The organism is Streptomyces sp. NBC_01237 (assembly GCF_035917275.1).
Classification (GTDB): Bacteria; Actinomycetota; Actinomycetes; order Streptomycetales; family Streptomycetaceae; genus Streptomyces.
Genome location: NZ_CP108508.1, coordinates 3,216,489 through 3,234,970, shown reverse-complemented (window position 1 = coordinate 3,234,970; position 18,482 = coordinate 3,216,489). Strand labels below are relative to the sequence as shown.

At 69.9% G+C, this 18,482-nt stretch carries 20 protein-coding genes and 1 riboswitch; of the genes, 15 read left to right on the top strand and 5 right to left on the bottom strand.

Translation table 11 applies throughout. The annotated features are described in order from the left end of the window. Nucleotides 1-181: 181 nt before the first annotated feature. Nucleotides 182-838 (top strand): RDD family protein, encoded by a 657-nt coding sequence (locus tag OG251_RS14270; protein ID WP_326677535.1) that lies wholly within the window; start codon nt 182-184, stop codon nt 836-838. Between the two features lie 55 nt (nt 839-893). Here the strand turns inward: OG251_RS14270 and OG251_RS14265 are convergent, their stop codons facing one another. Beyond that, a complete protein-coding gene (locus OG251_RS14265) occupies nt 894-1,205 on the bottom strand; it encodes a hypothetical protein (RefSeq protein WP_326677534.1) in 312 nt (103 codons plus the stop codon). A 394-nt stretch (nt 1,206-1,599) separates the two neighbouring features. Between OG251_RS14265 and OG251_RS14260 the strand changes: the two genes are divergently transcribed. Then, a complete protein-coding gene (locus tag OG251_RS14260) occupies nt 1,600-3,999 on the top strand; it encodes an immune inhibitor A domain-containing protein (RefSeq protein WP_326677533.1) in 2,400 nt (799 codons plus the stop codon). Between the two features lie 124 nt (nt 4,000-4,123). Continuing rightward, the gene (locus OG251_RS14255; protein WP_073723722.1) at nt 4,124-4,468 is read left to right on the top strand and encodes a hypothetical protein; all 345 of its coding nucleotides are present in this window, start codon (nt 4,124-4,126) and stop codon (nt 4,466-4,468) included. 77 nt (nt 4,469-4,545) lie between these two features. Here the strand turns inward: OG251_RS14255 and OG251_RS14250 are convergent, their stop codons facing one another. Further along, the gene (locus OG251_RS14250; RefSeq protein ID WP_326677532.1) at nt 4,546-5,142 is read right to left on the bottom strand and encodes an isochorismatase family protein; all 597 of its coding nucleotides are present in this window, start codon (nt 5,140-5,142) and stop codon (nt 4,546-4,548) included. Between the two features lie 194 nt (nt 5,143-5,336). Further along, nucleotides 5,337-6,665: a nicotinate phosphoribosyltransferase gene (locus tag OG251_RS14245; protein ID WP_326677531.1), complete on the bottom strand. Its 1,329-nt coding sequence runs from the start codon at nt 6,663-6,665 to the stop codon at nt 5,337-5,339. An 89-nt stretch (nt 6,666-6,754) separates the two neighbouring features. Between OG251_RS14245 and clpS the strand changes: the two genes are divergently transcribed. From clpS to OG251_RS14195, 10 genes are all read left to right on the top strand, one after another. Next, nucleotides 6,755-7,063 carry an ATP-dependent Clp protease adapter ClpS gene (gene clpS, locus OG251_RS14240; protein WP_073723716.1) on the top strand — a complete coding sequence of 103 codons (309 nt, stop codon included), beginning with the start codon at nt 6,755-6,757 and terminating at the stop codon, nt 7,061-7,063. Between the two features lie 68 nt (nt 7,064-7,131). Continuing rightward, a complete protein-coding gene (locus tag OG251_RS14235) occupies nt 7,132-7,716 on the top strand; it encodes a DUF2017 domain-containing protein (RefSeq protein WP_326677530.1) in 585 nt (194 codons plus the stop codon). A gap of 339 nt (nt 7,717-8,055) precedes the next feature. After that, the gene (locus OG251_RS14230) at nt 8,056-9,486 is read left to right on the top strand and encodes an amino acid permease (RefSeq protein ID WP_326677529.1); all 1,431 of its coding nucleotides are present in this window, start codon (nt 8,056-8,058) and stop codon (nt 9,484-9,486) included. 81 nt (nt 9,487-9,567) lie between these two features. After that, on the top strand, nt 9,568-9,990 hold the full coding sequence (locus tag OG251_RS14225; RefSeq protein ID WP_326677528.1) for a M67 family metallopeptidase: 423 nt from the start codon (nt 9,568-9,570) through the stop codon (nt 9,988-9,990). A 155-nt stretch (nt 9,991-10,145) separates the two neighbouring features. Then, a riboswitch (cobalamin riboswitch) is annotated at nt 10,146-10,274 on the top strand. 38 nt (nt 10,275-10,312) lie between these two features. Continuing rightward, nucleotides 10,313-11,341, top strand: a complete 1,029-nt coding sequence (locus tag OG251_RS14220) for an ABC transporter substrate-binding protein (protein WP_326677527.1) — start codon at nt 10,313-10,315, stop codon at nt 11,339-11,341. After that, complete coding sequence (locus OG251_RS14215; RefSeq protein WP_326677526.1) at nt 11,338-12,381, top strand: FecCD family ABC transporter permease; 1,044 nt, start codon at nt 11,338-11,340, stop codon at nt 12,379-12,381. The genes OG251_RS14220 and OG251_RS14215 overlap by 4 nt, the downstream gene beginning before the upstream one ends. Beyond that, nucleotides 12,378-13,190: an ABC transporter ATP-binding protein gene (locus tag OG251_RS14210; RefSeq protein ID WP_326677525.1), complete on the top strand. Its 813-nt coding sequence runs from the start codon at nt 12,378-12,380 to the stop codon at nt 13,188-13,190. The genes OG251_RS14215 and OG251_RS14210 overlap by 4 nt, the downstream gene beginning before the upstream one ends. Nucleotides 13,191-13,234: 44 nt before the next feature. Further along, nucleotides 13,235-13,336 (top strand): putative leader peptide, encoded by a 102-nt coding sequence (locus OG251_RS14205; RefSeq protein ID WP_326677524.1) that lies wholly within the window; start codon nt 13,235-13,237, stop codon nt 13,334-13,336. 124 nt (nt 13,337-13,460) lie between these two features. Further along, entirely contained in the window at nt 13,461-13,739 is a 279-nt protein-coding gene (locus tag OG251_RS14200) for a MoaD/ThiS family protein (protein ID WP_326677523.1), read from the top strand. Then, on the top strand, nt 13,739-14,689 hold the full coding sequence (locus OG251_RS14195; protein WP_326677522.1) for a PLP-dependent cysteine synthase family protein: 951 nt from the start codon (nt 13,739-13,741) through the stop codon (nt 14,687-14,689). The genes OG251_RS14200 and OG251_RS14195 overlap by 1 nt, the downstream gene beginning before the upstream one ends. 169 nt (nt 14,690-14,858) lie before the next feature. Here the strand turns inward: OG251_RS14195 and OG251_RS14190 are convergent, their stop codons facing one another. Continuing rightward, on the bottom strand, nt 14,859-15,383 hold the full coding sequence (locus OG251_RS14190; RefSeq protein ID WP_326677521.1) for a type II toxin-antitoxin system PemK/MazF family toxin: 525 nt from the start codon (nt 15,381-15,383) through the stop codon (nt 14,859-14,861). A 200-nt stretch (nt 15,384-15,583) separates the two neighbouring features. Between OG251_RS14190 and OG251_RS14185 the strand changes: the two genes are divergently transcribed. Together OG251_RS14185 and OG251_RS14180 are read left to right on the top strand one after the other, a co-directional pair. Continuing rightward, nucleotides 15,584-16,336, top strand: a complete 753-nt coding sequence (locus tag OG251_RS14185; RefSeq protein ID WP_326677520.1) for an MBL fold metallo-hydrolase — start codon at nt 15,584-15,586, stop codon at nt 16,334-16,336. A gap of 43 nt (nt 16,337-16,379) precedes the next feature. After that, on the top strand, nt 16,380-16,862 hold the full coding sequence (locus tag OG251_RS14180) for a GNAT family N-acetyltransferase (protein WP_326677519.1): 483 nt from the start codon (nt 16,380-16,382) through the stop codon (nt 16,860-16,862). A gap of 132 nt (nt 16,863-16,994) precedes the next feature. On the opposite strand, the gene OG251_RS14175 is transcribed toward OG251_RS14180, so the two are convergent. Continuing rightward, nucleotides 16,995-18,260 (bottom strand): PTS transporter subunit EIIC, encoded by a 1,266-nt coding sequence (locus OG251_RS14175; RefSeq protein ID WP_326677518.1) that lies wholly within the window; start codon nt 18,258-18,260, stop codon nt 16,995-16,997. Nucleotides 18,261-18,482: the final 222 nt, after the last annotated feature.

Genomic DNA, 18,482 nt, shown 5'->3' with positions numbered 1-18,482 from the left:
CACCGGACCGGCCGCACCGGACCATCCGCACCGGACCATCCGCACCGGACCATCCGCACCGGACCGGCCGAACCGGACGAGCCGAACCGAACAGTCGCCCTTAGGCTCGTGGGCTGACGCCCCGTCCCCCGAACGCACCTGAGCCGTTGCGGGCGCCGGTGGGCCGGGGTGCACTGCCCCCATGAGCAACGACCAGCCGACGCCCGGCCAGCCGCCCGAGGACGACGATCCGTTCCTCAAGAAGCCGCAGGAGCCCCCGCCGCCGTCAGCGGGTTCGCCGTACGGCAGCGCGCCTCCGCCACCGCCGTACGACCCGGGAGGCTACGGCGGCGGATTCGGCGGGGTGGATCCGCTGGCCGGGATGCCGCCGCTCGCCCAGCCGGGCAAGCGGATCGTGGCGCGGCTGATCGACTTCCTCATCATCTCGATCCCGCTGTATCTGATCTCGCTGCCCTGGGGCGGCGCGATCGACGTCACGTCGGACAACGGCGACGACGGGTTCGGTGACGCCGTCAGCAACTCGTACAGCGGGCATCAGCTGGTGTGGTCGCTGATCGGGCTGGTGGTCTACGTCGCGTACGACACGTACTTCACCCACAAGGACGGCCGGACCCTCGGCAAACGGCTGCTCAAACTGCGCGTCGCGATGCTCAACGACGGGCGGGTGCCGGACACCAGCTCGGCACTGATGCGGGCCGTGGTGCTGTGGCTCCCGGCGCTGCTGTGCTGCCCGTGCCTGTGGTGGCTGATCAACATCGTGCTGATGTTCACCGACAAGCCCTACCGGCAGGGGCTCCAGGACAAGGCGGCGAAGACCGTGGTCGTCAGTGTCCCGTGACAGGCCGCAGCAGCGGATGCGGTCGGGCGGTCGGCTGCCGACGGCCGACAGCGGCTCAGCGGCGCAGCGAGTGCTGTCCCGGGCTCTCGGAGGAGTGGGCCGAGGGAATCCTCGCGCCGATCTCCTCCAGGGCCTGTCGCGTACGGGCGGCGGCGCGGGCTTCCGCCGTCCGTGCCCCCCGCACCGTTTTCCCGCGCTGCGGGGCGGGTACGGTCACCGCCACCAGCAGACCGAGCGCGAGCGCGGCGGCACAGACGAGGGCCACGCCGAGGTTCGTGTCCGTCCGGGACAGCAGCAGCATGGCGAGGGCAGTGAAGACGACGGTGACCGAACCGTAGACGAGCTGTGCGGCAGTCGGACGCGGCATGGCGGTATCCGTCCTGGGGACATCGGATGGGGCGGTCGGTGAACACGGAATCGCCCGGCACGGTCGCACGGTCGTCCGGTCAGGCGACTCTACGACGGTGGATGCCCGAGCCGGGCCGGTAGTAAGCACGGCCTGAGCCGCGGGGTCGAGGCACAGGGGGCGCACGGAGTCACGCGCCCCGCCAACCGGACAGGTCGGCGCGCCCGTTGAGGTGCGACATCGTCCGGATACCGGAAAGGCGCTCCTGCATAGTGCACTTGGTCTGTTCAAGTCAAGGTCTGTCTTTTCTCTCGTAACTCCGATCAAATGTCGTCACTTGTGACGCGTTGAACGCGCGCGGCCCTTCTTCACCCCCCTTGGCCGCGGTCGCGGACGCCGGGGAGGACTGCATCAAGTGACCACTAAGAGACGGGCGCTTCGCGCCACCGCTGTTGTCGTGGCCATGGCCGCGACGGCCGCGACCGCGTCGGCCTTCGCCACGGCCCAGGCAGATGACAAGACGTCGGGTTCGGGCGCATCCATCGTCGACCGCCGCGATCCGGGGTCGGCGAAGGGGCAGGAGCACAACCTGGAAGGCCCCTTCAGCGAGAAGCAGGACGCACAGCGTCAGGCCGCGCTGGAGCAGGTGCTCTCCGGCGACAAGAAGGTGTCGACCCGCGGCGGCTCCAAGGTCGTCAAGCTCGGCAAGAACAAGTACGTCGAGCTCGGCCGCGAGAAGACCGACAAGATCTTCACCATCCTGGTGGAGTTCGGCGACAAGGTCGACGACACGACCATGGTCGACCCGGACGGCGACGGCCCCAAGCCGCCCGTCCCGAAGTACGGCGGCAAGCCCGGACCGCTGCACAACAAGATAGCCAAGCCGGACCCGGCGAAGGACAACAGCACCGCCTGGCAGGCCGACTACAACCAGAAGCACTTCCAGGAGCTCTACTTCGGTGAGGGCAAGGGCGTCAACTCGCTCAAGACCTACTACGAGAAGACCTCCTCCGGACGCTACTCGGTCGACGGCGAGGTCTCGGACTGGGTGAAGGTCCCGTACAACGAGGCCCGCTACGGCTCCAACTACTGCGGTGCGACCAACTGCGCCAACGTCTGGGACACCGTCCGCGACGGCGTCAACGCCTGGGTCGCCGACCAGAAGGCCAAGGGCCGCACCCTGGAGCAGATCAAGGCCGACCTGGCGCAGTACGACCAGTGGGACCGTTACGACTTCGACGGTGACGGCAACTTCAACGAGCCCGACGGCTACATCGACCACTTCCAGCTGGTCCACGCCGGCGAGGACGAGTCCGCGGGCGGCGGCGCCGAGGGCACCAACGCCATCTGGGCGCACCGCTGGTACGCCTACGGCACCAACGCCGGAGCGACGGGCCCGACGGGCAACAAGGCCGGTGGCGCCGAGATCGGCGACACGGGCATCTGGGTCGGTGACTACACCGCGCAGCCCGAGAACGGCGGCCTGGGCGTCTTCGCCCACGAGTACGCCCACGACCTCGGTCTGCCGGACCTCTACGACACCACCAACAACGGCGAGAACTCGGTCGGCTTCTGGTCCCTGATGTCGGCGGGCTCCTGGCTCGGCACCGGCACCGGCGAGATCGGCAACCTGCCGGGCGACATGACCTCGTGGGACAAGCTCCAGCTGGGCTGGCTCGACTACGACAAGGCCAAGGCCGGTACGAAGTCGACCCACAAGCTGGGCGTCTCGGAGTACAACACCAAGGACAAGCAGGCGCTCGTCGTCGAGCTGCCCGAGAAGGCCGTCACCACGACTGTCACCAAGCCCGCCGAGGGCTCGAAGCAGTGGTGGAGCGACATGGGTGACAACCTGTCGAACACCCTGACCCGCTCGGTCGACCTGACCGGCAAGTCCGCCGCGTCGCTGGACCTTTCGGGCTGGTACGACATCGAGGCCGACTACGACTACCTCTACACCGAGGTGTCGGACAACGGCGGCACCAGCTGGACCGCGCTCGACGGCACCGCCGACGGCAAGGCGCTCCCGCGCGACGCCAGCGACAAGCCGGCCCTGACCGACGTCTCCGGCGCCGTCAAGAAGCTCTCCTTCCCGCTGAACGCCTACGCGGGCAAGAAGATCGACCTCCGCTTCCGCTACCAGACGGACGGCGGCGCGGGCGGCAAGGGCTTCACGGCCGACGCCCTCACGATCACCGCCGACGGTGCCCCGCTCTTCTCGGACAACGCCGAGGCCGACGACAACGGCTGGACCGCCAAGGGCTTCTCGCGGATCGGCGAGTCGTTCACCAACGACTACCCGCAGTACTACATCGCCGAGAACCGCCAGTACGTGTCGTACGACGAGACCCTCAAGGTCGGCCCGTACAACTTCGGCTTCTCGAAGTCCCGTCCGGACTGGGTGGAGCACTACGCCTACCAGAACGGTCTGATGGTGTGGCTCTGGGACACCTCCCAGAAGGACAACAACACCTCCGTCCACCCGGGCCAGGGTCTGATCCTGCCGATCGACTCGCACGCCAAGCCGCTGAAGTGGAAGGACGGCACGGTCCTGCGCAACAAGATCCAGCCGTTCGACGCGCCGTTCAGCTGGTGGCCGAACCAGGGCTTCACGCTCCACAACGCCGACGTGCCGCTGCGGATCAAGCCGTCGCTGGGCGTCCCGGTCTTCGACGACCGCAAGGGGACGTACTGGTACGAGGAGAACCCGACGGGCAGCGTCAAGGTTTCTGACACCAACACCCGGATCTCGATCGTCAGCGAGCCGCTCAGCGGCTCCACGATGACCGTCAAGGTTGGTCCGTCGACCAAGTAATCCGGTATCACCGCAGGTCAAAACATGATCGGCCGTCGCCCTCTAGCGGGCGGCGGCCGATCGTGTTTAGGTGCGTCTTGTTCATATCCTTATTGACACGACGTCTCATGGGGGAGCGCGGAGCATGGCCGGCGGAGGTTTTTGCAGGTTGCCCAACGGCACGGTGGTGGTGGCACTCACCCTGACGCGCCCGGCGGACGGAGCCGGGCCCGGAGCCCCGGTACGGGTGCTCGTGCACGCCGCCAACCGGGCGCGCGCCCTGACCCGGCTGCGCAACCTGGGGCTGCGCGCGGTCTATCTCCGCGGCAATGCCCAGCCGCCCACGCCGGACGAGATCACGGCGGTGCTGCACCACCCGGACGGCCTGCTGTGGCGGGCGGCGCCCCAGACCGGACAGGAGCTCTGGCACCCCATCCGGGCCCTGCTGGGGCCCACCGGATACGCCGGCCCGGCCCGCCCCGCCGCGTAGCCCCGTCCACGCGCGTAGCCCCGTCCCGCGGGCACCGGGTGAAGCGCCGAGCGCCCGGCGGACGGGTCGGAGGCGCCCTACGGGGTACCGGCGACGACCGGCTTGCCGGAGAGCTCCACGCCCGCGGTACGGAGCTCCTCCAGCGCCCGCTCCGTGGTCGCCCCGGCGACCCCGGCGGTCAGCTCCAGCAGGACGTGCGTGGCGAAGCCCTCACGGGCGGCGTCCAGGGCCGTGGCCCGGACGCAGTGGTCGGTCGCGATGCCGACCACGTCGACCTCGGTGACGGAGCGGTCGCGCAGCCACTGGGCGAGCCCGACCCCGTTCTCGTCGAGCCCCTCGAAGCCGCTGTACGCCGCGGCGTACGCCCCCTTGTCGAAGACGGCGTCGATGGCGCCCGAGGCGACGGCGGGGGCGAAGTTGGGGTGGAAGCCCACCCCCTCCGTACCGGCCACGCAGTGCACCGGCCAGGAGTGCTCGAAGTCGGGCTGCGAGGAGAAGTGGTCACCCGGGTCGACATGGTGGTCACGGGTGGCCACCACATGGCGGTAGCCGGCCTGGGCCTCGCCGATCAGGTCGGTGATGGCGGCGGCGACATCGGCGCCGCCCGCCACCGCGAGGCTGCCGCCCTCGCAGAAGTCGTTCTGAACGTCCACGACGATCAAGGCGCGGTGCATGGCGGGTGTCCTTAGGTGGGGGAGAGGCGGCGCTTCGGCGGTGAGCGTACGGGGTTCACGGGGATGTCAGGGAGCGGGACGCCACCGAGCGTAGAGATTTGGCCCGCACAATCAAGCCCACCCGGCGATCGCGGGCATTCCCGGTCGCGCCGGACGTCCCTGCCGTATGTCGCCACTGCCCCGACCCTGTCCCCTCACACGTATTCGGTCGGAAGCACCGGCTCGCCGCGTGACAGCTGGATCGCCGACATCGGCAGCCCCTTGAGCGCCGTGACGTGCCGCTCCCGGGCCGCCTCCAGCGGTTCGCGGGCGACGACCTCGCCGCCCCGCACCAGCTCCACCAGCAGCTGCCGTCCGGCCAGCTCCTCGGGCACGGGGCCGGTCCCGACCACCTCCGCCTCGGCCACGCCGTGCCCGTCGAGCCGGCGCGCGGCCCACTTGCGTCCGCCCACCGACGACTTCGCGCCGAGCGACTTCTTCGCGACCGGCCGCATCGTCTCCGCGGGATCGGCGGACCCGGCGCGGGCGACCAGCTTGTAGACCATGGAGCAGGTCGGCTGCCCGCTCCCGGTGACCAGCTGCGTGCCCACCCCGTAGGCGTCGACCGGCGCCGCGGCCAGCGAGGCGATGGCGTACTCGTCCAGGTCCGAGGTCACCACGATCTTCGTCCCGGTGGCGCCCAGCTCGTCCAGCTGCTGCCGCACCCGGTGCGCGACCAGCAGCAGGTCGCCGGAGTCGATCCGTACCGCTCCGAGCTCGGGCCCGGCGACCTCGACCGCCGTACGGACCGCCTCGGTCACGTCGTACGTGTCGACCAGCAGCGTCGTGCTCCGGCCCAGCGAGTCCACCTGCGCCTGGAACGCGTCGCGCTCGCTGTCGTGGAGCAGGGTGAAGGCGTGCGCGCTCGTCCCCACGGTCGGGATGCCGTAGCGGAAGCCCGCGGCCAGGTCCGAGGTGGTGTCGAAGCCGCCCACGTACGCGGCGCGCGCCGAGGCGACGGCCGACAGCTCGTGCGTACGGCGGGCCCCCATCTCGATCAGCCCGCGGCCACCCGCGGCGGCCGACATCCGGGACGCCGCCGCGGCGATCGCCGAGTCGTGGTTGAGGATCGACAGGATCACCGTCTCCAGCAGCACGCACTCGGCGAAGGAGCCCTCCACCCGCAGGATCGGCGAGCCGGGGAAGTACACCTCGCCCTCCGGGTAGCCCCAGATGTCGCCGCTGAAGCGGTAGCCGGCCAGCCATTCGAGTGTCGGCTCGTCGACGATGTTCTGCTGGCGCAGGAAGCCGATCATCTCGTCGTCGAAGTGGAAGTTCTCCACCGCGTCGAGCACCCGGCCGGTGCCCGCGACGACGCCGTAGCGCCGCCCCTCCGGCAGCCGCCGCGTGAAGGCCTCGAAAACGGAGCGCCGGTCCGCGGTGCCGGCCTTCAGGGCGGCCTGCACCATGGTCAGCTCGTACTGGTCGGTGAAGAGTGCGGTCGACGGCACACCGACCCGTCGCCCAAGGTCCGCTGAGTTCATGGCTGGGATGCTACCCCCTATTTCGTCAGAGTGACGAGATGTGGGGTCCGTTTGTGCGCCGACCCCCTCCGGGTGGCAGCATGGGGTAGGTGAGCGTTGCTGCCCCCGTAGAGATCGAACGTCCAGAGTCGGCCGAAGAGACCTTCGCGGTCCCCGAGCCGGACGTCCCCTGGGTGACGCTGGTGCACAACGACCCGGTGAACCTCATGAGCTATGTGGCCTATGTCTTCCAGGCGTACTTCGGTTATCCGAAGGACAAGGCCCGCAAGCTCATGCTCGACGTGCACCAGAAGGGCCGCGCCGTCGTCTCCAGCGGGAGCCGCGAGGAGATGGAGCGCGATGTCCAGGCCATGCACGGCTACGGCCTCTGGGCCACCCTGACCCAGGACCGCAACTAGCCCCGCGCCCCGCGTCCACCACGCTCCCGTACCGCCCCTGCCCCGCCCGACCCACCATCGGAGAATCCATGGCCGGCCACTTCGAGGCCACCCCCGGCGGCGGCGCGGCCGTCGCGCTCGACGAGGTCGAGATCTCCATCCTGCGCTCCCTCGCCGTCCAGCTGCTGGAACTGATCGGTCCGGGCGCCGAGCCCGCCGAGGGTGAGGACCCGCTCGCCGCCCTCTTCGCCGAGGGCCCGAGCGAACCGCCCGCCGACCCCGCCCTGGCCCGGCTCTTCCCCGAGGCGTACGGGGACGAGGACAAGGAGCTGCGCGAGGCGTCCGCCGAATTCCGCCGCTTCACCGAGAACGACCTGCGCACCCGCAAGCGCGAGGACGCCCTCGCCGTCGTGCGGACCCTGGACGCGCTGACGCCCTCCGGGGACGGCGGCGCCGTCCTCGCGCTCACCGCCGAGGAGTGCCGCAACTGGCTCGGCGCCCTCAACGACCTGCGGCTCACCATCGGCACCCGTCTGGAGGTGTCCGACGAGGACGAGGGTCAGGAGGGCTCGCTCTACCGCCTCCCCGACAGCGATCCGCGCAAGCCGATGGTGATGGCCTACCTCTGGCTGGGCGCGCTCCAGGAGACGCTCGTCGAGACGCTGATGCCCTGAGGGACGTCGTTCTCCCCGGCGGTCCGGCCTTGGGCGGGATACGGAGCTTCGCTCAGCGGACGCTCAAATCCGGATAACGATCCCGTCACCTGAACGGCCTTTTTTGCAGCGGCTGGAAACTCTTGTCCGCTTTTTCCTGTGGTGTGCGCCACAGAATGTCCGGTGGATCGCCCGGGGGCCCGTGATAAATCTTCACGACCACCCGGGGACGCCACCCCTGTTCCCGGGGGCGCTACAAGTCGGCCGAACGCCGACGGCACTCCATCCATATCCGGGGGGATCAGGACCTGATCCGCAGTCTGCGAAGGCGCGGATCGGCATGGAGAAAGGCGCATCACCATGACATCGGCTGAGGTCGACAAGGGGCACGCCGGCCAGGAGGCCGAAGGTGCCGGAAACAGCGGCGAGGGATACCAGCGCGGTCTGGGCGCCCGCCAGATCCAGATGATCGCCATCGGCGGCGCCATCGGGACCGGGCTCTTCCTCGGTGCGGGCAAGGCCATCGACCGGGCCGGTCCCAGTCTCATCCTGGCCTATGCGATCGCGGGCCTGGTCATCTTCTTCATCATGCGGGCCCTCGGCGAACTCCTCATGTACCGACCGGTGTCCGGCTCCTTCTCGGAGTACGCCCGTGAATTCCTCGGGCCGTTCTTCGGATTCGTCACAGGCTGGACGTACTGGCTCTTCTGGGTCGTCACCGGAATCACCGAAGTCACCGCCGCCGCCACCTATATGACGTACTGGTGGAACATTCCGCAGTGGCTGTCCGCACTGGTCTTCACGATTATTCTGTACGGCGCCAACCTGATCTCCGTGAAGCTCTTCGGTGAGCTGGAGTTCTGGTTCTCGATGGTCAAGGTCACCGCGATCATCGGCATGATCCTCATCTGCGCCGGAGTCCTCACGATCGGCTTCTCCGACGCCGCCGACACCGCGACCGTCGCCAATCTCTGGAACGACGGCGGCTTCTTTCCCCAGGGCATCACCGGCACGCTGATGACCCTCCAGATCGTGATGTTCGCCTTCCTGGCCGTCGAACTCGTCGGCGTGACCGCGGGCGAGTCCAAGGACCCCAGGACCGTCCTGCCCAAGGCGATCAACACCGTGCCCTGGCGCATCGCCGTCTTCTACGTCGGCGCGCTGATCATGATCCTGTCGGTGGTGCCGTGGAGCACGTTCAAGCCCGGCGTCTCGCCGTTCGTGAAGGCGTTCGAGGAGATGGGTCTCAGTGTCGGGGCGGCCATCGTCAACTTCGTCGTCCTGACCGCGGCGCTCTCCTCCTGCAACTCCGGCATGTACTCCACCGGCCGCATGCTGCGTGACCTCGCCCTCAACGGGCAGGGCCCGCGGGCCTTCACCAAGCTCACGAAGAACGGCCTGCCGTTCATCGGCACCACCTTCTCGGCCGCGCTGATGCTCGTCGGCGTGTGGATCAACTACCAGTGGCCGGGGCAGGCGTTCAACTACGTCGTCTCCTTCGCGACCATCTCCGGCATGTGGGCCTGGATCATGATCCTGTTCAGCCAGCTCCGCTTCCGCTTCCTGGCCGACCGGGGTGTGCTCCCGCAGTCCACGTTCAGGGCCCCCGGATCCCCGTACACCAGCGTGTTCGCGCTCGCCTTCATCGGCATGGTCATCGTGATGATGGCCATCGACAAGGAAGCCCGCATCTCGCTGTACTGCGCACCGGTCTGGGCCCTGATCCTCGGCGTCTCCTACCTGATGCTCAAGGCCCGCAACCCGGAGAACACGGCCTTCACCAAGAAGTGACCTGCCGCCCGGGCGTCCAGTATGCGGGCCCGTCCGTACCACTCCTCGGTACGGACGGGCCCGCTGCTTATCCTGGACGCCATGCTGACCATCACCCAGGCGCTGTTCGACCAGATCGTCGCCCACTCCCGCGCCGACCACCCCGACGAGGCGTGCGGAGTCGTCGCGGGACCGGCCGGAACGGGACGCGCCGAACGGTTCATCCCCATGCTCAACGCCGCCCGCTCGCCCACGTTCTACGAGTTCGACTCGGCGGACCTCCTCAAGCTCTACCGCGAGATGGACGACCGCGACGAGGAGCCCGTGATCGTCTACCACTCGCACACGGCGACCGAGGCGTACCCCTCCCGCACCGACGTCACGTACGCCAACGAACCCGGCGCCCACTACGTCCTCGTCTCCACCGCGGACACCGACGAGGCGGGCCCGTTCCAGTTCCGCTCGTACCGCATCGTGGACGGCGAGATCACGGAGGAGGACGTCAAGGTCGTCGAGGCCTACTGACGCCCACGGCCTACCGGCGCCCGCACCCTGCCGGCGCCCGCACCCTGCCGGCGCCCGCCAGTCGCCGACACCCGCGACCCGATGACCCCGTGACTCGCTGACCCTACTGAGGGTCGCCTTACCGGGGCCGCGACCGCGTCTGGCACACTGCACCCAGACCCAACGAGGCGGCAGGACCCAGGAAGCCGGTGAGAGTCCGGCACGGTCCCGCCACTGTGACCGAACCCCCGTCCACGAGGACCGGGGCTCGGCAGTCAGGAACTGGCCTGCCGCCTTCTCGCACCGACCAGGGGACGCGGAAATCCCCCGGAGAGGCCCCGCCATGTTCCGGCGCACCCCCGCGCTCACAGCCGCCGCCGTGCTGCTCCCGCTCGCCCTCACCGCCTGCTCCGCCACGGACGCCGACAACGGCTCCAAGGACCCGGCCAAGGGAGCCGCGTCGTCCGCGGGCTTCCCGTACACCGTCACCAACTGCGGTGTCACCACGACGTACAAGGCACCGCCGAAGCGCGCCGTCACCATGAACCAGCACGTCACCGAAGTGATGCTGGAACTGGGCCTCGCCAAGTCCCTGGTCGGCACCGCCTACCTCGACGACAAGGTCCTGCCCACGTACGAGAGCCAGTACGAGGCCGTCCCCGTCCTGGCCAAGGAGTACCCCTCGTACGAGCAGCTCCTCGCCGCCGACCCCGACTTCGTCTACGGCGGATACGCCACCGCGTTCGCCGCGGGCGACGGCCGCAGCCGCGAGGCGCTCAAGAAGTCCGGCATCGACACCCGGCTCAACACGGAGTACTGCTCCAAGGGCGACACCGCGATGGACGCCCTCTACGAGGAGGTCCGCGAGGTCGGCCACACCTTCGGCGTCAGCCGCCGCGCCGAAACCTGGATCGACGAGGCCAAGGCCACCAACGCCGCCACGGCGAAGAAGCTCACGTCCGTGGAGCCGGTCTCCGTCTTCGTCTACGACAGCGGCGACAAGACGGCCTTCACCGCGGGCGGCAAGGGCATCGGCAACGAGCTGATCACCCGGGCCGGCGGCCGCAACGTCTTCGCCGACCTCGACAAGGCATTCGGCGACGCCTCCTGGGAGAACGTCGTCGCCCGCAAGCCCGACGTCATCGTCATCTACGACTACGGCGCCACCACCGTCGCCCAGAAGAAGAAGCGCCTCCTGGACGACCCGGCGCTCGCCGACGTCCCCGCGATCAAGAACAAGCGGTTCGCCGTCCTCCCGCTCTCCGACGCGGTCCTCGGCGTCCGCGCCCCCGCCGCGGTCGGCAAGCTCGCCGCCCAGCTGCACCCGGAGATACCCGAAGGCACGCCCGGCGAGGCGACCACCGCGCCGTGAGCTGCCGCACCCCCGCCGCCCCGCGGCGGCTGCTGCGCTACACCCTGGTCACCGGCGTCCTCGCCGTCGTCCTCTGCGCAGCCGTACTCGCCGCGCTCGCCCTCGGCTCCGTCCGCATCCCGCCCGGCCAGGTCCTGGACATCCTGACCGGGCGGGCCGGACCGGGCCCGTTCCGCACGATCGTCCTCGACGTCCGGCTGCCCCGGGTCCTGCTCGGCATCATCGTCGGCGCCGGACTCGCCGTGATCGGCACCGTCCTCCAGGCGCTCGTACGCAACCCGCTCGCCGACCCGTTCCTCCTCGGCGTCTCCTCCGGCGCCTCCACCGGAGCGGTCCTCGTGATCGTCCTCGGCGTCGGCGCGGGCATCGCCACCACCGTCACCATCCCCGCCGCCGCCTTCGTGGGCGCACTCGCCTCACTGCTGCTCGTCTACACGCTGGCCCGCGGCGGATCCGGCCTCACCACCAACCGGCTCGTCCTCGCCGGAGTCGCCGTCTCCTACATCCTGTCCGCCCTCACCAGCCTCATCCTGGTCACCTCGGCCCGCGCCGACCACCTCCAGGAAGTCCTCTACTGGACCCTCGGCGGTCTCGGCGCCGCCCGCTGGGACATGCTCGCGCTGCCGTCGGCCGTCCTCGTCGCCGGTACGGCCCTGCTCCTCACCCTCGCCCGCCCGCTCGACCTGCTGCTCGTCGGCGAGGAGGGCGCCACCGTCCTCGGCCTCGACACGGCACGCTTCCGGGCCGGGGTCTTCGTCCTCGCCTCGCTGCTCACCGGCGCCCTCGTCGCGTACAGCGGAGCGATCGGCTTCGTCGGCCTGATGGTCCCGCACATGGCCCGGATGGCCGTCGGCGCCGGACACCGCGCCCTGCTCCCGGTGGCCGCGCTCGGCGGCGCGCTCTTCCTGGTCCTGGCCGACCTGGCGGCCCGCACGGTCGCCGCGCCCCAGGACATCCCGGTCGGCGTCCTCACCGCCCTGACCGGCGGCCCGTTCTTCCTCTGGATGCTCCGCCGCCGCCCCGAAGGAGCCCCCGCATGACCACCCTGCGCACCGAGGGCCTCTCGTACGGGACCGGCGGCGGCCGTCACCTGGTCGACGCCGTCGACCTGACCGCCGCCGACGGTGAGACGGTCGGCCTCGTCGGCCCGAACGGCAGCGGCAAGACGACCCTCCTGCGCTGCGTGTACGGAACCCTGCGCCCCACCCACGGCCGGGTGCTGCTGGACGGCGACGACCTCGCCACCCTCCCCGTCAAGGCCCGCGCCCGCCGCATCGCCACCGTCCCCCAGGACGGCCAGGCCGGTTTCGAGCTGACCGTCTCCCAGGTCGTGGCCATGGGCCGGGCTCCGCACAAACGGTTCTGGGAAGCGGATACCGCCGCCGACGCCGAGCTGGTCACCCGGGCCCTCGACCGGGTCGGGATCGCCGGCCTCGCACCCCGCGCCTTCGCCTCCCTCTCCGGCGGCGAACGCCAGCGCGCACTGGTCGCCCGGACCCTCGTCCAGGAGCCGTCGCTCATCGTCCTGGACGAGCCCACCAACCACCTGGACATCCGCTACCAGCTGGAGATCCTGTCCCTGGTCCGCGAACTCGGCACGACGAACCTCCTCGCCCTGCACGACCTCAACCTCGCCGCGTACTACTGCGACCGGCTCTATGTGCTCCGGACCGGCCGGGTCGTCGCCTCGGGCACCCCGGCCGAGGTCCTCACACCCGAGCTGCTGGCCGAGGTGTACGGAGTGACGGCCGAGGTCACCACCCACCCCACGACGGGCGCCCCGACGGTCGTCTATCTCCCGGGCACCCCCGTCGTTCCGCATGGTGAACGCTTGTCTTCCACCATGTGAGATCACACTCGGGATTCCCGGCCGGGAATCGATACGATGACCGCATGGTTCCCCATGACGTGAGCATCAAGACGCCGGGCGCGCTGCTCGTCGCGCGGCTGCACGTCGACCTGTGCAGGCTGTCCAGCGCGATCTGTCCCGGCTGAAGCCTGCCCGTGAGCCGCACGGCCTGAGCCGCGGTCCGAGCGCCACCCACACGCCCCACCCCCTGCGCGGGGGCAGAAACGCGCGCCCCACGCCACCTCTCCGCATTCGACAGGAGCCCACGCCATGGCCATCGAGGTCCGCATCCCCACCATCCTCCGCACCTACACCGACGGCGCCAAGGCGGTCGAAGGCAGCGGGGAGACCCTCGCAGACCTCCTCGTCGACCTGGAGAGCCGCCACAACGGCATCCGTGAGCGCATCGTCGACGGCGGCGAGCTCCGTCGCTTCGTGAACGTCTACCTCAACGACGAGGACGTCCGGTTCCTCGACGGCATCGGCACCAAGCTCAGCGACGGCGACAACGTCACCATCCTCCCGGCCGTCGCCGGTGGCATGCGCTGATGCGGTACGACTCCCCGCTGGCGGCCGTGGGCAACACACCTCTGGTGCGTCTGCCCCGGCTGTCGCCGTCCGACGACGTCCGTATCTGGGCCAAGCTGGAGGACCGCAACCCCACCGGTTCGATCAAGGACCGCCCCGCGCTCCACATGGTCGAACAGGCGGAGAAGGACGGCCGTCTGACACCCGGTTGCACGATCCTCGAACCGACCAGCGGCAACACCGGCATCTCGCTCGCCATGGCGGCCAAGCTCAAGGGCTACCGCATCGTGTGCGTCATGCCGGAGAACACCTCGCAGGAGCGGCGTGACCTGCTCGCCATGTGGGGCGCCGAGATCGTCTCCTCCCCGGCCGCGGGCGGCTCCAACACCGCCGTCCGCGTCGCCAAGGAACTGTCGGCCGAGCACCCCGACTGGGTCATGCTCTACCAGTACGGCAACCCGGACAACGCGGGCGCCCACTACGCCACCACCGGCCCGGAGATCCTCACCGACCTCCCGTCCATCACCCACTTCGTCGCGGGCCTCGGCACCACCGGCACCCTGATGGGCGTCGGCCGCTATCTGCGCGAACACAAGCCGGACGTCGCGATCGTCGCCGCCGAGCCCCGGTACGACGATGTCGTCTACGGCCTCCGCAACCTCGACGAGGGCTTCGTCCCCGAGCTGTACGACTCCTCGGTGCTGACCACCCGCTTCTCGGTCGGCTCGGCCGACGCGGTCACCCGCACCCGGGAACTCCTCCAGCAGGAGGGCATCTTCGCGGGTGTCTCCACCGGCGCCGCCCTCCACGCGGCGATCGGAGTCGGCCTCAAGGCGGTCAAGGCCGGGCAGAGCGCGGACATCGTGTTCGTCGTCGCGGACGGCGGCTGGAAGTACCTGTCCACGGGCGTCTACACGGCCCCCACCACAGAAGCCGCCATCGAGACCCTGCACGGCCAACTCTGGGCCTGAAGCTCACTCAAGCCCGTCGGGCCACCTCCATCACCAGCCCGCCGGGCAACCATCCAGCCCGTCCGGCGATTGAGGACAAAAGGGGGCCCCGGGGGCGGAGCCACCGGTTTCGGGAAGGGGCGGGCAGGGAACAGGCGCGCCGCAGGCGCCCCCACCCGCCCCACCCCCGTCACCCCAGCCCCCGCACCCGCTCCCACACCCCCGGATCAACCCCACCCACCCGCCGCCGAAACCCCCGCACCGCCACATCCCGCAGCTCATCCGTCTCCAGGAAGCTCTGCCGCCCCCGCGCATCGCCCACCGTCCCCGGCGGCAGCGCGATCACCCCGGGCCGCTCCACGTGATGCTTGCTGGTGATCTTGGCGACGACGGCCCGGTCACCCCGTACCGACAGGACCAGGCACGGCCGGTCCTTCGCCCCGGGCCCGTCCTCGTACGGCACCTCGGCCCACCAGATCTCGCCCGGCCGCGGCGTACGACCGCCCCCGCGCCCCAGCGCCGACGGTTTCCCCGGCGGCCGGGTCCGCCCGCCGGGCCGCTCCGGCCCACGGCCGGCCGCGCGTCCGGCCTCGCGACCGGCCCCGCGGTCCCGCCGCCGGGGCCGACGACCCGACCGGCCCCTCCCGTCCACCACCGCGGCGACGAGCGCGAGCAGAACCACGGCGACCAGCGCCACCCACCAGGTCGTGTTCATCCCCCGACCGTACCGGCGCCCGCGCGGCACGCACGGCCCCGGCCCGCAGGGGCCTTCCATCGAACCGGTGACAGAGCAGGTGAGTTCCCCCACAACGGCAGGCCGCAGAGGAGCGACCAGCTGTTTCGCGCCTTACGCTCAACGAACCGTACGAACCGCACGAACCCTCCCCGTTCCCACGTCTCGGAGGTTCACGTTCCATGAAGCTCACCGTCGTCGGCTGCTCAGGCTCCTTCCCGTCCGCGGGTTCGGCATGCTCCAGCTACCTCGTAGAGGCCGACGGCTTCCGGCTGCTGCTCGACATGGGCAACGGCGCCCTCGGCGAGTTGCAGCGCCACGTCGGTCTCTACGACCTCGACGCGATCTTTCTCAGTCACCTCCATGCCGATCACTGCATCGACATGTGCGCCTACTTCGTCGTGCGCTACTACCGGCACGACGGCGGCCGCCCCGCCCCGATCCCGGTCTACGGCCCCGACGGCACCGAACAACGCCTGATCACCGCCCACGCGGACACCCCGTCCGACCGGGCGATGAGCGAGGTGTTCGACTTCCACACGCTCAAGTCGGGCACCTTCGAGATCGGCCCCTTCTCGATCCGTACGGAGAAGGTCTGCCACCCCGTCGAGACCTTCGGCATCCGGGTCGAGCACGGCGGTCGCACCCTCACCTACTCCGGTGACACGGGCACCTGCGAGGCCCTGGACGAACTCGCCGAGGGCGCGGACCTGTTCCTCTGCGAGGCGTCGTTCGTCCACGGCAAGGAGGACATCCCGGACCTCCACCTCAACGGCCGCGAGGCCGGTGAGTGCGCCGCACGCGCACGGGCGGGACGCCTCGTCCTCACGCACATCCCGCCGTGGACCGACGCCGCGCGCAACATGGCCGACGCCCGCGCCGTCTACCGGGGGCCCGTGGAGCTGGCCGCGCCCGGCGCGGTCTACGAGATCTGAGAGCGGTGGGCGCGCCCGGACGGGTGACTGCCAGACTGCCGGGATGATCGTCAGAATCGCGCGGGAACAGGACCTCGACGGATTTCTCGGCCTGGCGTCCCAGGTCGAGCACTGGTTCGGCCCGATGGTCCGGGACGCCGGATTCCGGGCCGCCGTGGAGCGGCACATCCGTGCGTCGTCGGCCCTCGTCGCCACCGCCACGACGGACGTGGGTCCCGGCACGGAACTCCTCGGTGGCCTTCTCTTCGGCGCCGAGGCCCCGACGTACCACGTCCACTGGCTCGTCATCGCCGAGCAGGCCCGCGGGACGGGCGTCGGCCGGGCCCTGATGGCGGACGCGACCCGCCGGTTCGTCACGGGGCCCGGCACGGTCGAAGTGGTCACCTTCGGGGCCGATCATCCCGGTGCCGTCGACAGCGGGGCCCGCGCCTTCTACGAGAACCTCGGCTTCCGCGCCGGTGAGGCCACCGACCCGGGCCCGGAGGGCGGTTCCCGGCAGATCTACCGCCTGACCGTCCCCGCCTGACCGGCCGCCCCCGCCCGGCCTCTCCCGACCCCCCGACCGGTCCCGCCCGACCACCTGGGGCGGGCGGAACGCGGCGAAGCCCCCGCCCTCCCGAGCAAGGGGAGGGCGGGGGCTTCGGCGTACGGCTGAGGTCTACTTCGCCTCGGCCTTGAGGATCTCGGCGAGTTCCTCGTCCGACTCACGGCCCGGAGTCGGCAGGTTGAACTTGGTGATCGCGAAGCGGAAGACCACGTAGTAGACGACCGCGAAGCAGAGTCCGACGAGCACCAGCAGCCAGGGCTTCGTCGCGATGCCGAGGTTCAGGAAGAAGTCGATCGCACCCGCCGAGAACCCGAAGCCGTCCTTCATCCCCAGACCCCAGGTCAGGGCCATCGAGACACCGGTCAGCACCGCGTGGATCGCGTACAGCACCGGCGCGATGAACATGAACGTGAACTCGATCGGCTCGGTCACACCCGTCACGAAGGCGGTGAGCGCCAGCGAGAACATCATGCCGCCGACGACCTTGCGGCGCTCCGGGCGGGCACAGTGGACGATCGCGAGACAGGCCGCCGGAAGGGCGAACATCATGATCGGGAAGAAGCCGGTCATGAACTGTCCGGCCGTCGGGTCACCGGCCAGGAAGCGGTTGATGTCGCCGCTCTTGCCCTCGAACGAACCGGCCTGGAACCACGGGAACGAGTTCAGCAGGTGGTGCATGCCGACCGGGATCAGCGCACGGTTGGCGACACCGAAGATGCCCGCGCCCACCGCGCCGGAACCGACCAGCCACTCACCGAAGTTGTGCAGCCCGGTACCGAGCACCGGCCAGATGTAGCCGAAGACGATGCCGATCAGCAGACCCGCGAAGGAGGAGAGGATCGGGACCAGACGGCGGCCGCTGAAGAAGCCCGCCCAGTCGGGCAGCTTGGTCCGGTGGAACTTCTGGTAGAGCAGGGCGACGACTATGCCCATCACCACGCCGCCCAGCACACCGGCGTTGACCGGTGCGTCATTCATGACGATCTTGCCGTCCACGACACTCGCGACCTTGGGCAGGTTGCTGTCGGTGAAGGTGGCGAGCACGTTCTTGAAGACCAGATAGCCGGTGACCGCGGCGAGCGCGGTCGAGCCGTCCGACTTCTTGGCGAAGCCGATCGCGATACCGACGGCGAACAGCAGGGCCATGTTGTCGAGGATCGCGTTGCCGCCCGCCGCCATGAAGCCGGCGATCTTGACGACGAAGTCCGGGAACGAGTCCCGCCCGAGCATGTCGGGGTTGCCGAGCCGGACCAGGAGCGCGCCCGCCGGCAGCACCGCGACCGGCAGCATGAGGCTGCGGCCGATGCGCTGCATGACGGCCATCACGCCTGCGCCCTTCTTCTTGCCGACCGCGGGTGCGGTGTCAGCCGTGGACATCAACTTCCTCCATGGGGCATGTGCCGCCCAGGTCATTGATGAAGGGAGGCGGCGACTCGAAGTAACGCGGCAGACGGCCACGTGGTCTGGACCACTCAGTGGTGTAGACCAGTTTTAGCACGGTGAGGGTTAGATAAGGAACCTGCAATTTGCCACTTCTTCGCAGTAGCAGATCGGGCACTTTCGGTGACATGACGAAGGCCCCCGGACCGGATGGTCCGA